The organism is Lutibacter profundi, from assembly GCF_001543325.1.
GTDB lineage: Bacteria > Bacteroidota > Bacteroidia > Flavobacteriales > Flavobacteriaceae > Lutibacter > Lutibacter profundi.
The window spans coordinates 730,547-744,110 of sequence record NZ_CP013355.1 but is presented as its reverse complement, the minus strand read 5'-3'; the positions used below and the strand labels follow the sequence as shown (position 1 = coordinate 744,110).

The following is a 13,564-nucleotide window of genomic DNA, read 5'->3' as shown; positions in this document are numbered from 1 at the left end:
AAATTTATAACTAAAAAAGATAAAAAGGTTTATGACATAAAAAAAGCCTATCAAATTTGATAGGCTTCTAGTTTGAAAAAAGGTAATAAGTATATATTAAATTACTTTTACATTAACTGCGTTTAAGCCTTTTCTACCTTCTGTTAATTCGAACTCAACATCATCACCTTCACGAATTTCGTCGATTAAACCAGAAATGTGTACAAAATGTTCTTTGTTTGAACCTTCTTCGCTGATAAATCCAAATCCTTTTGTTTCATTGAAGAATTTTACTGTTCCTTTACTCATTATTATTATTATTAAATATTTATATTAAATGCAAATATAGTGTTTTATATTTAAAATTCATAATATTATGAAATATTTAACAATATTCATGATTTCTAAGTTCTTATTGAGTTGCAATTAATAAAAGTTTAATTATTTGAAATTCAGAAGGTTAATGTTTTATTTTGGCATGGTAAAAGATGTTGTTATAATTTTATTCTAGTTTTTTACTGCGCTTTTTTGAAAAGAGCCAAGCTCCAAGAGCTAGTAGAATATAGAGTGAAATTATAATGAGCATTTGTTCCCATTTGTGTGTAAACTCGTAATATAAAATTAGTATACCTCCAATGCTCAGTCCAAAAATTGATAAAGAAGTTAGAGTTTTTGATGAATTTGTTTTTAATCTAATTTTATAATTGGCAATTGCCATTAATAAAGATACTAATAAAAAGGTAATACTTCCAAACTCTAGTATTAATTCAAGACCACCAATTAGAATTAAAACACAAGACATTATAGCCATAGAAATAATAGCATTTATAGGAATATTGTTTTTTCTAAAAGATAACCAATTTGGAAAAAAACCATCTTCTGCAACTACGGCCATTTGCCTGGAAGATCCAAATACAGTACCACTAATTGCACTACTTGTTGCTAAAACAGCTCCAAGAATTACGAGGTTGGTTCCTAAACTACCAAGTACTTTACCTGCTCCAGCAGCTAAAGCATATTCTTTGTTTTTTATTATTTCGTCAGTTGGAATTGCAAATAATGCTCCCATAGATATTACTACATATATTACTACAGCTAGTGCAATGGCCAAATAAATTGCTCTTGGAATATTTTTTTCAGGATTTTTCATTTCACTTACGGCATTAATAACTAGTTGAAATCCTTCATAAGCAACAAAAGTTATAGAAGCAACTATAAGAATAGAAAAGATACTTGATTTTTCAGCATCAATTACCATATTATCTATAAAAGTTCCAAAATTAGTTGTTCCATGTTGCATTAATACAATTGAAATAATGGTTAGTACTACCAATTTTGTATAAACCATTAAATCTTCTATTTTTCCCATTCCATTAACACTCCAAACATTGATAAGTGTAAAAAGACTTATTACTGCTATAGCTATAGATTTTCTTATCCAAATATTATTAGCAAAATCAGTACTACTAATCACATAAGAAGCAAAAGTATACGCATAGAGAGCTAAAGTACTTATGTAGCCAAAAATTACAAACCAACCTATTGCAGAAGCAGAAAAAGGAGAATTAGGATATGTTTTTTTATAGAATGAATAGGTTGCACCTTCATCTTTATAATAAAGTCCTAATTTTACGTATGAATAAGCTGCTAAAGAAGCTAACAAGCCACCTATTATAATTGCAATTGGGGTTAAATTCCCAATTAATGATACGGAAACGCCTAAAATTGTAAATATTCCACCACCTACCATACCCCCTAAAGCAATGGCAACAAGTTCAGCTAATCCAAGGGTTTTATTCCTTTTTCTGTGTATACTCATATTATTTTTTATAGTTAAAAAAAAATGCAAACTTAAAATTGTAATTTTAAAGTTTTTAAATAAAATATTATTGTTTAACCCCGTTGTGCATTAATAATTGCATAAAAAAAGTTGTTCATCGACTATAAAAAGACGTATATTTATTTGAATATCAAGCAATTAAATATATGAACAACTTTAAATCAAATTACGACAAAATTTTAGAAATATTAAAAACAATTACAGAAAAAGAACAATTTTTAAAACAAAAAGAAAACCAAGACTTAGAGATCTAAAATTAATTACTATAAATTTAACAGCAGAATATATGAGTATTGATATTGAATGTTAGTTGTTTAGGTAGATTTTTATTGATTAAAAAAATAAGATTGAACGTCCCGTTTATAATAGAAGGAAGCGAAAATTATTTTTGCAATAGCGTTTATTAGAAATAAACTGTCAAATAAGTTTAATGAATTTGAAAACTATTTTGTTGTAGATAGTACGCCTTTAGAGATGGTTAAATTATCTTGAAGTAATAGCAGTAAAATATGTAAGGAAGAGTTTTATAGTTCTCCAAATAGAGGTTTAATTTATTAATAAGTTTGTTTTTGATAGAAATATTAATAATTTGAAAATTAGCATTATTTAAATACATAACGGGTTAAATTGTATACTAATGTACAAACATAAAAATTAAATACTTTAGAATTGTTTTAGTTTCTTGGCATTCTAAATTTTATTATCATAGATGATAAAATAGTGATAACTCACAATAGTTAAAATAGTATTCTCTATGAAAAATAAAAATAAATACCAATTACAATAATTACGATGGAAATACCCATTAAGTATAAGTATTTCCAAGGTGTTATATCTACATCATGACTATATTTTAAATTATATGCATCTTTTCTTGGTTTAAAATATCCTATTATTAGCATTACCATAATATTAATTACAAATAAAATTGCCATAATATGCAGATAATGAGGGTAGTTTTCAGAGCCAAAGACAAATGGTTTTAAAATAAATTGGCTAATACTATATAAAACAACACCAGAAATAATAGCAATTTTTGCAGCAATTGCAGGAACATATTTTGTAGTGTATCCTACCAAAATTATAGTTAAAATAGGTATGCTGTAGCATCCATTAACTTCTTGTAAATAGCCAAATAGTCCATTATTAGCATACGCAATGAAAGGTGCAATAAGCATTGAAAAAACGGCTAATAAAATTCCAAACAATTTACTCATTTTTACCGTTTGTTGTTCATTAGCATTCTTATTAATGTATGCTTTGTAGATATCTAAACCAAAAAGAGTTGATGAGCTATTTAGAGCCGAATTAAAAGAACTTAAAACCGCACCAAAAAGAACTGCAGCAAAAAAACCGAGTAAAGATACGGGTAAAACTTTACTCACTAAAAAAGGGTAAGCTTGGTCTGGATTTGTTAATGGTTGGTCTTTAAATAGTTGAAAAGCAATAATTCCTGGAAGAACTACAATAAATGGAACTAAAATTTTAATAAATGCTGCTAACAATAAACCTTTTTGTCCTTCTTTTAAGTTTTTTGCTCCTAGTCCTCGTTGAATAATTGCCTGATTTGTTCCCCAATAAAAAAGTTGAACTAACATCATTCCTGTAAATATTGTTGCAAAAGGTACTGATGCATTGCTATCTCCAATAGCATTAAATTTTTCAGGGTTAGTAATAATTAAGTTACTCCAACCATCAGATAAATTACCGTCTCCAATAGCTAGAAGACCAAAATAGGGTACTAATAAACCTCCTGTTAATAAACCAATAGCATTAATTGTGTCCGATACAGCTACAGCTTTTAATCCTCCAAAAACAGCATAAATAGAGCCAACTATTCCAATAGTCCAAACGCTAATCCATAAAGCAGTAACATCTGAAACACCTAGTAGTGCGGGTACGTCAAACATTGTATTTATAGCAAGAGCACCAGAATACAGTACAATAGGTAGTAAAACAATCATATAGCCACTTAGAAACAAAATAGAAGTAATTGTTTTGGTTGTTTTATCATATCGGCTTTCTAAAAATTGAGGAACAGTTGTAATACCACTTTTTAAGTATCTAGGTAGTAAAACAAAAGCTGTTATTACTATAGCAATAGCAGCAAGAGTTTCCCAAGCCATTACTAAAATACCTTCTTTATAGGCAGCTCCATTTAGGCCTACGATTTGTTCGGTTGATAAATTTGTAAGCAATAATGAGCCTGCAATTACAACACCTGTCAAACTTCGGCCTCCTAAAAAATAACCATCAGAAGTGTTTTCTTTTGTTTTGCGTGTGGCTAAATAAGCTATAAAAGCTACTAAGAAGGTGAAAAAGAAAAAGGATAGCAATTGTATCATTTATAGGATCTTATTTTACTGATTAATAAATTAAATTTAAATTCTTTTATTTCAATTTGTTATTAGCCACAGCTTTTTTTATTTTTTCTATTGCATCAGTAACTTTTTTATTGCTGGTTGCTATATTCATTCTCATAAATAATGTACCTTCACGTCCAAACCAATGACCTGCATTAAGTCCAATTCCAGAGTTTTCTGTTAAATGGCTGAACATTTCTTTAGTGTCTTTATAAACCTTTCTAAAGTCTAACCAAACTTGATAAGTTCCTTCAGGTTTTATAAGCTCAATTTTAGAAGTTTCTAATTCTCTTTCTATACTTTTAATATTTTTTTCAATGGTGTTTATAACCTCTTTCAACCAATATTCACCATTATTATAAGCAGCTTCTAATGCAACTCTTGTAAGTGCATTAGTTCTCCCTAAATTATATTTTTTGAATGTAGAAGAAACAATATTTCGTATTCTATCATTTGAAATAATTGCTATAGAGTCTGCTATTCCACAAAGATTAAAAGTCTTTGCCTCAGAGGTGCAAACAACAATTTTTTCATAATTATTAATAAATTGTAAAGTCGAAGTAAATTGATTGTTGAAAAGGATAATATCTTTATGTATTTCATCTGAAATAAGGAGTAAGTTATTTTCTTTGCAAATTTCAATTATTTGCTTTAGTTCTTCTTTAGTCCAAACTCGACCAACTGGATTGTGAGGGTTACAAATGATTAAAACTTTATTCTTTTCTAATTTTGCTTTGTTTTTTAAATCTTGAAAATCAATTTGATATCGGTTGTTAATTAATTTTAAAGGGTTTTTTGTTATTCTACGATTTGTTTTTCTAATTACATCTCTAAATTCCATAAAAACAGGAGGTTGAATTATTATTCCATCACTTGCTGATGTGAAATTTTCAATTAAAATAGTAATTGTAGTTGTAATACTTGGACTATAAACTATGTGATTCTTATTTAGTTCAATTTTATAATTGTTAAAATACCACTTTTTTTGAGCTTTAAAATAGGAGGTAGGCTTATACTCATAACCAAAACTTGAATTTGTAATCCTTTTTATTAATGCTTCTTGAATTGGCTTTGCAATTTCAAATTCCATATCTGCAACCCACATGGGAATAAGGTCAGTTTTTCCAAATAGGACCTCCAATGTTTTTGGATTAGATTTGGTTAAAGGTAAATTTTTTAATTTATTATCAATATTCATTGTTGAGATTAAGTTGTACCTAACATAGTACTAAATATTAATTACCTAGTGTAAGGTAAATATAATGAATTTATGTAATAGTATTTAGAACCATTAATTGTTGCTTGAAGTCAGTGCTATTTTTCTGTTAATTGTATGATAATATATTATTTAATTAGATGAGTATCAATTTTATTTTTTTCATTCCAATTAATAATACTGAAAGGAATTTAAATACCAATAATCACCAATACAATTTCACCAAAAGCATAACGGGCATATTTTAAGGCTTTGTTCTCGTCTGCGAGAGATTTTCTCTTTTTCTGAAGAAGTTGATTATAGTAAATTGAAGTTTCGTATGTAAAGAGAATAGCACTTAAAAATGCTATTCTCTTTAAGGTTTTGTTTATGAGATTCCTATTGTTAAGGGGATTTAAAACTGAAAATAAATAAATTGCTCTCCATTACCTTGAGATATTACAATTAAGAAAAATAGCATTGTCCAAACAACTCCTAAAACCCAAGGAGATACTTTTGTTGCCACTTCTTTTACAGAAGTGTTTCGCATCATCCAATGGGTAACAAACATAATACCTATTAATACCATTACTTTAATAATGTCGAAAGATTCTAGTACTTTGATTCCTTCAGGGTTAAGAAATAACATGGATTGTATCATATTCCAAGCCGTATCAAATTCTCTGGCTCTAAAAAACACCCAAGTAAAATTAACGCAGGTAAAGGTTATAAATGCCAGAAACATTCCGTTCCAAGGGGTGATTTTAAAAGGTAAATATTTTTTCTGAAGTTTTTCTAAAATCAGATACGTTCCGTGTAATCCTCCCCAAACCATAAAAGTCCAAGCGGCTCCGTGCCATAGTCCTCCCAACAACATCGTAATCATTAAGGCAGCATACATTCTGGTAATTCCGTGGCGGTTGCCTCCTAATGGAATGTATAAATAATCACGCAACCAACTGGATAAGGAGATGTGCCAACGACTCCATAAATCTGAAAAGCCTAAAGAAGCATAGGGATATCTAAAGTTGTCTGGAAGTATAATACCTAACATCAAGGCAATACCAATAGCACAGGTAGAATAGCCTGCGAAGTCGAAAAATATTTGCCCCGAAAACGCTAAAGTTCCGCTCCAAGCATCCCAGAAGTTTAAAACTTGTCCGGGTTTAAAAACGGTATCTGCTGTATTGGATAACAGTGTGTCTGCCAATACTACTTTCTGAAATAATCCTAAAGTAAGTAAGAATAGTCCCCAAATAAATTGTTTGATGGTTGCTTTTTTGGGTTCGTAAAACTGAGTGATTAAATCTTTTGCTCTTACAATGGGTCCGGCAACTAACTGCGGAAAGAAGGTTACATACAATGCAAAATCTAAAAAGGTTCTGGCTCTTTCTATTTTCTTATGGTACATATCGATGGTGTAGGACATCGTCTGAAAGGTATAGAAAGAAATTCCCATTGGTAGAATAATATCCATAGGTCTTGCTTGGTATTCTACCCCAACCGAATTCATAAATAGCGTGAAATTCTCTAATAAGAAATCTCCATATTTAAAGAAACCTAAAAATCCAAGATTCACTGCCATACTAAGGTATAGCCACATTTTTTTTTTGCGTTGGTTTTCTTCAACCGCCAATTTTTTACCAGCGGTCCAGTCAATCATCGTAGAGATCCAAAGGAGTATCACTAAGGGTGGATTCCACATTCCGTAGAAAATATAACTTGCTAAAAGCAAAAGGCCTTTTTTAGATTTCCAATTTAAAAAATTTGAATAGTAGAAAATTAAAACCACTACAAAAAATACGATAAAACTTAGTGAGTTAAATAACATAATTAATTGGTTTTAATATTAGTAATTGCCTTTTTTTGCATTAAAATTCCTGCCAATTCTTTGGTAAAATAATCCGCATCTTCTTTACTTAAATGGGATTCTTCTGGGCAAGTAAGATTTTTTAGTTGTGTGTAATCTTCAAAATGATAACTCTTAACTTTTGTCAAACCTACCAACGAATCCCAAAACCGTTCTCTTGAAAAAAACTTGTTTTCAGCCATTCTGGTTCCTCCGCTAGAAGGAGGTCGTATTAAAATTAAATTTCCACCACGGGCAATAAATTTTTCAACATCCTTCATAAAAAAGGCGGTGGCCGTATCTTTATCGGGTGGAGGAGACGTTCTTCCGAAGAAATGCCACACTCGAATTATAGAATTAGCAAAAGCGGTATCTGTCGCCGCTCTTTTAGACATCGCTATATTTCTATCTAAAGAAACATCTCCAAAATTGTAGAATGGAGGCATTTTTATTTTTTCAGTTCTTTTTCCTAAATCAACACGTCTTAAAAGTGATTTTAAATCAATGTCGTCTGCCCATTCTTCTTCATCAGCAGACATCAATACTAAATTTTCTTGAAGCGGAACTGATAAAAAGTAATTTGCCTTTTGTGCATACGTCATATCAAAATAATAATCTACTTTCGATTGTATTCTATGCCAAGGCGGTGCTTTTGGATAGGTGGTTGAAAAAAACACAGCAGGAGTTATTCCAACGATTAGTGTTCCGTTATAGTTGGTGTTTTCAACAATATCACGAAAAGCAGGAAGTGGAGTAGAACCTGTTGAGGATAATTGAATTGCTTTGATTCCTGTTTCTTTTTCCCATACTTTTTTCTGAATATCAAAATAGGTTCTAGAGGCGCCAATTAAAACAATATCGTTTTTAGTAGCATTTTCAAGTTTAGCTCTTTCTTTTGCCCATAAGGCTTTTTCGTCGCTTAGAGTTGGGTGTAATCCTTGCGAACGCCAATATAATTCCCAAGTGGTAATTGCTATAATACTTAAAATAATAGTAGCGATTAGTGTTTTTTTAAGTTCCATAGTTGGTGTGTTTATTTATTGCTAGCATCATTTAGTTGCTTCGTATCCACATATTGTTGAAATGCAATTACTTTTCCATCTTTAAGCGTCCAAAAGTGAGCAGCTTGTGCATCGAGCATCGCTCCATTTTTCTTTAATTTAGCTTGGTAACGTAAAGTGGCTAATATTTGATTGTTAGACATTTCATGTAGTTGAAGATCTACAGTTTTAAAATAGTCGTATTCAGCACCAACACGTGCAAAAACACCATTGAGTACAGCTTCTGGACCTTTGTACGGATTTCCATCTGCCCAAGCATTGCCTTCAGCTTCGTTCCAAACTACATTGGCATCTAAAACAGCCAATACCGCAGGAACATCACCTTTCCCAAAATTATTATAAAGTTCTTGTATTACAGCTAAATTATTAGGGTCTGAAACCAAACCAAGTTGTGACATAAACGCCATATTGTCAAAGAAATCTTGTTCTTGAGCAATCTTTCCGTTTTTCATTTTTATAATCGTTGTACCATCTAAATCTACTTTGTTTCCGGTGGCAGGAATTCCAAAGAAATCACCCGTATGCGTTCCCTTAAAATTCCAGTGTTTTACAAGGTTATTGTTTTGTCCAAATACTTTTTTCATTGTAAATTCTATGTCAGAAAATCCATCAAGAAAGTTGTTGTAATACTCTTTAACGGCTTCAATGCCCACTACATTTTCAGGTTCCATAATGAGTGTTATATTTTTATCGAAATTGTCTTCATTATAATATTCTAGATTTCTGTTATTAAAAATTTCATCCCAAGTATGGGTGTATAATTCGATGTCTTTTTTAGTTTGTTGGTCTGCGCAAGAGCTGAATATGATTGCAATTGCGATACTAAATACTAATGTTAATTTTTTCATGGTTTTTGGTTTTATTAGTTGTTTAAATATATTTTTAATTCCTTTTTAATATTCATTTAAAGAACTCTGAATTGTTTGAAATTCCATTCCCAATTCTTGTTTAGCCAATTGATTTTGATAAATAATTTTCGCTTTGTTAATTGGGTTTTTATGGTTCAGCATTAATGAAATATCTGAAACTGGATAGGTCTCACTTGTTAGTAAATAATTTTTTCCGTGAAGTCCAGTTATGGTTGCCAATTTGTAAATTCCCAAGGCAACATCTTTTACATCGACCATGGCAAATTCGGCATTGGTATCATACAGCATTTGCACAAAAGGATTGGGTGCTATCTTATTTTTAAACAAAAACTGCAAACCTGTTGAGGTAGAATCCTCTCGATTGGAAAGTGATTTTCCCATCACCGCTACGGGCGAAACAGAAGTAATCTCGAAATGAGTATTTGGATTGTCGTCAATAAATTTTGAAACCGTTTGATTGGCAATAAATTTTGCTTGTGCATAGGGATGACTTTCTTTACTCATAAAAGGTGTATCGTTTTCGTCAAACTGATTGTTAGGATATTTACCTCCTGCGGGCATTGGAAAATTTGTGTTATACGCAGCAACCGAAGCTATAAAAACCACCTTTTTTACATTAGGAGTTTCGCTAATCACTTCCAAAAAATTCTCGGTTCCTTTGATGGTGGGATCAAATAATTCGGTTTGTGGGTCTTTAAAATCTAATATAAAAGGAGTGCCTCCGTGAATAACGATTTCGCAATCACTAACAAAATCGGTTAGCTGTTCTTTGTTGGCAACATCTAGTTGTTGTATTTGAAGTTTATCTGTGTTAGGAAACTTCCATAAATGCTGGTATTTTTCTTCTTTGTTAATATTGGTAGAAGATACTTTTACTTGATGTCCTTCTTTCAAAAACTTTTTTGTGATGTGGCTTCCTATAAATCCGGAGCCTCCTATAATGCCTATTTTTTTCATAAAAATTTAATTAATTAATACTCAATTTATAAATGAATCATTACAACCTTTTTGTAATGAAGGTTAATTCTATTAAAAAAAATTGGGGAGTATTAAGCTTCGTCTGATAAACTATAAATAGGGTTATTATTTTTTACATTGCCATTTCAGATAAAATAATTTTAAGCTAAAATAGAAGGAAATTAAGGGCTTGTCAACCACATATTAATGTGGTATTTCTACTATTTAGATTTTTGTACCTTTGGAATAATTGCGTTCAACAACTTAAAAGCCAACATTTTTGAAACGATTTTCTTGTACGTTATACTTGTTATGTGTATTGTTTTTACTTCTGAAGTATACTTCGGTAAGTTCACAAAATGTACCTCAAATTGAAACTTTAACAACAGAACATGGTCTTACCTTTAGAGATGTACGTTCCATAGCTCAAGACACCATGGGATTTATGTGGTTTGGTACACAACAAGGTTTAAACCAGTATGATGGTTATAACTTTAAAGTCTATAATAGCAATAAAGACAACCCTCATTTTATTGAAGAAGATAAAATAACAGCTCAAATAAAAATTGAAGCAAGCAAAAATGAACTATGGTATGTAGCAAGTGAGCAAATTTTTAAGTTAAATATAGAAACCGACAGTATTTCTTCTTATTCTGAAAAAAACGGAGTAAAAGGGAGTGTGCTTTTTTTATATAAAGATGTTAAGGAACAAATTTGGATTGTTACTGATGATTATTGGAAAGCTTCTTCTGGAAAAGCAAAGCAATACATTCAGAAATTTGATGGGAAAGATGCATTTACCGTTTTTGCAGAAGAAAAAAGAGGGAGCAGAGAATTTACTCATATTATTTCAGACAACAATAATAATATGTATTGGGGCACCATTTTAAAAGGGGTTATTAAGTATAATGAGGATGGAAAACAACTGAGCGAAAGAAAACTCGTTAGTTTTATTTGGTACGGAGAGGAGATGTTTTATGCACAATTTTATTTCGATAAAGCAAATAATCAATATTATTTTCCGAAAGGGAAAAAGATAAATGGTGTTTTAAAACTTAATAAAACTACTAACAAATTTGAAGACTTTTTAGATGTTCCATTACCTATTTACCATGCTCTTGAAGATCATCAAGGTAGTTTTTGGTTTGCAGCTGAGGAATACTTGTATAGAGTTGATACAGAAGGTAATGTTCAAGATTTTACTAAAGATCTAAAAAAACATTTAGATTATTCAAAAATTAATGCACTTTTTCAAGATTCCAATAAGTTGCTTTGGGTAGCTACCGATAATGGTTTGTTTAAAATTAGAATTAAAAAGCAATTGTTCAGTCAGTTGTTTAAAACCGAAAAAGAAGGCTGGGGAAATACTTTTAGAGGCATTTTTGAAACAAAGGAGGGTAGCATTATCGCCATGTGCGAAAGTCAGTATAAACTCGTAGGAATGGATGCCCTTGGAAAAGAATTTGAAGTCCCTTTGCACTCTGCTATCAACAATTCTGCAACTCCTATAGCAGCTTCACGATCTTTTACCTTAACTAAAGATTCAACGGCTGTCTATTCTGTGAATGATAATTTAATAAAAATTAATCTTGACAATGGCTTAATAACAATGTTTCCTGAATTTAATTCAAGACTAAATATTACAAGCGGAAACCCTTTAATAGCTTTGAAAGATGGTAGTTTATTATTTGGTTACTCTTTATCAAAACTTACTGTTTTCAATCCTGAGAGTAATGAAAGTCGTTTGGTTTTTCCAAATTTAAAAATGGAAGATAATATTTCAGAATTACGTTTTTTTCTTGCCTCTAAAGAAGAAAATATAGTTTGGGTTGGCACACAAAATAAAGGGCTCTTAAAAATAAATTTAAAGGGTACTATTGAAGCAATATACAATACGAAGTCGGTTCCTGCATTGTCCAATAACACCATATTAGTACTGTTTGAAGATGATAATAAATTATGGATAGGAACCTATGGAGGTGGTTTAGATTGTTTTATTCCTTCAGAAAACAGAATAATTAATTTCAATAAAGAACAAGGACTGTCAGATAATAACGTGGTGGGAATTTTACCTTATCAGGAAGATTTTTTATGGATTAGTACCTATGATGGTTTATCGCTTTTTGATACCAAAGCAACAAGTTTTCAGAATTTTTATGTAGAAGATGGTTTAACACATAATGAGTTTAATTATACTTCTTTTTTTAAGGATAGTAAAGGTATTTATTATTTTGGAGGAATGAATGGAATTACAAAGTTCAACCCCAAACCCATTCTAAAAAAAGTAACTATGCCTGCAATGCGTTTTACTAATTATTCAAAATATAGTAGTAAAACCAACGAGATTTTTAAGTACGAACTAGAAAAGCAGAAAGTTTCAGTGATTGATATTTCACCCTACGATCAGTATTTTACGGTAAGTTGGACAATGCCCAATTTTTTTAATATTTCAAAAAACCAATATTACACCAAGTTAGAAGGCTTTGAAGATCGTTGGTATTTTCAGGGAAATTCTTCATCAATTAGATACAATAAACTTCCGTCAGGAGAGTATACTTTAAAGGTGAGAGGTGCTGATTCCAACGGAAATAAAAGTAGTAACGTACTCTCACTTCCTCTTACTGTTCACCAAATATTTTACAAAACCTGGTGGTTTTTAGGTTTGGTTTTTATAGCGATTATTGGATTTATTTATTCCGTTTTTAACTACCGATTGCAACAATTAAAAGCAATGAATCAATTACGAACCAAAATTTCTAGCGATCTGCACGACGATGTAGGCTCCTTACTTTCGGGCTTGGCAATGCAAACCGAAATGCTAGAAATGAATGCCAACGAAAAAGACAGACTCAAATTAAAAAGAATCTCGAAGATTAGTCGTGATGCCATCGTAAAAATGCGTGATTTGGTTTGGAGTATTGATAATAGGAGGGAACGTATATTAGATTTAATAGAACGTATGGAAGAGTTGGCAGACGAGATGTTACTCCCCAAAGAAATAGTTTGTAAAATTAATAAAGGAAATTTAAATCACCATAAAAAACTACCTATTGCTGTAAAACAACAGTTGTATTTTATTTATAAGGAAGCGATTACCAATGTTTTACGACATTCTAATGCGACCAAAGTTTTGGTGAGTTTTAAAAATAATAGCGGATTGGGTTATTTAAAAATTAAAGATAATGGTACCGAAAGTAAGAAAGACTCCAAAACAGGAATGGGATTAGAAAATATGAAAATGCGTGCCGAAAAAATAAATGCTGAAATTAATTTTTATACTATTAATGGCTTTACAATTCTTATAAAACTCCCTTTTGCTTTTTAAAAATACACACATTGTTATGTGATTGACTTGTAGCTTGTTTCTTATATTTTCACCTTCATAATTTAGGTTGACTTGTGTTTTTGTGGGTGTTAGCATAAATATGGAACAGCCACTGGTAATTCAAAT

Annotated in this window: 9 protein-coding genes and 1 pseudogene; 2 read left to right on the top strand and 8 right to left on the bottom strand. The window is 30.8% G+C overall.

The annotated features are described in order from the left end of the window. Positions 1 to 96: 96 nt before the first annotated feature. Both Lupro_RS03240 and Lupro_RS03235 read right to left on the bottom strand, forming a co-directional pair. The gene (locus tag Lupro_RS03240) at positions 97 to 288 is read right to left on the bottom strand and encodes a cold-shock protein (protein WP_068206217.1); all 192 of its coding nucleotides are present in this window, start codon (positions 286 to 288) and stop codon (positions 97 to 99) included. A gap of 193 nt (positions 289 to 481) precedes the next feature. Next, entirely contained in the window at positions 482 to 1,798 is a 1,317-nt protein-coding gene (locus Lupro_RS03235; RefSeq protein WP_068206215.1) for an APC family permease, read from the bottom strand. A gap of 167 nt (positions 1,799 to 1,965) precedes the next feature. On the opposite strand from Lupro_RS03235, the pseudogene Lupro_RS13970 reads away from it, so the two are divergent. Beyond that, positions 1,966 to 2,308: pseudogene (locus Lupro_RS13970) on the top strand (IS982 family transposase); the annotation flags it as partial. 263 nt (positions 2,309 to 2,571) lie between these two features. Here the strand turns inward: Lupro_RS13970 and Lupro_RS03230 are convergent. The 6 genes from Lupro_RS03230 to Lupro_RS03205 all read right to left on the bottom strand — a co-directional run bounded on the left by Lupro_RS03230 (position 2,572) and on the right by Lupro_RS03205 (position 10,113). Then, on the bottom strand, positions 2,572 to 4,164 hold the full coding sequence (locus Lupro_RS03230) for a solute:sodium symporter family transporter (RefSeq protein ID WP_227807474.1): 1,593 nt from the start codon (positions 4,162 to 4,164) through the stop codon (positions 2,572 to 2,574). 46 nt (positions 4,165 to 4,210) lie between these two features. Then, the gene (locus Lupro_RS03225) at positions 4,211 to 5,380 is read right to left on the bottom strand and encodes a MalY/PatB family protein (protein WP_068206213.1); all 1,170 of its coding nucleotides are present in this window, start codon (positions 5,378 to 5,380) and stop codon (positions 4,211 to 4,213) included. Positions 5,381 to 5,792: 412 nt separating this feature from the next. Beyond that, entirely contained in the window at positions 5,793 to 7,112 is a 1,320-nt protein-coding gene (locus Lupro_RS03220) for an MBOAT family O-acyltransferase (protein WP_227807473.1), read from the bottom strand. A gap of 98 nt (positions 7,113 to 7,210) precedes the next feature. Then, the gene (locus tag Lupro_RS03215; RefSeq protein WP_068206208.1) at positions 7,211 to 8,248 is read right to left on the bottom strand and encodes a hypothetical protein; all 1,038 of its coding nucleotides are present in this window, start codon (positions 8,246 to 8,248) and stop codon (positions 7,211 to 7,213) included. An 11-nt stretch (positions 8,249 to 8,259) separates the two neighbouring features. Beyond that, positions 8,260 to 9,135, bottom strand: coding sequence for an ester cyclase (locus tag Lupro_RS13100; RefSeq protein ID WP_082703847.1), 876 nt, complete (start codon positions 9,133 to 9,135; stop codon positions 8,260 to 8,262). A 45-nt stretch (positions 9,136 to 9,180) separates the two neighbouring features. Next, positions 9,181 to 10,113, bottom strand: a complete 933-nt coding sequence (locus Lupro_RS03205; RefSeq protein WP_068206206.1) for an NAD-dependent epimerase/dehydratase family protein — start codon at positions 10,111 to 10,113, stop codon at positions 9,181 to 9,183. 280 nt (positions 10,114 to 10,393) lie between these two features. Between Lupro_RS03205 and Lupro_RS03200 the strand changes: the two genes are divergently transcribed. Next, complete coding sequence (locus tag Lupro_RS03200) at positions 10,394 to 13,438, top strand: ligand-binding sensor domain-containing protein (RefSeq protein ID WP_144439104.1); 3,045 nt, start codon at positions 10,394 to 10,396, stop codon at positions 13,436 to 13,438. Positions 13,439 to 13,564 lie beyond the last annotated feature (126 nt).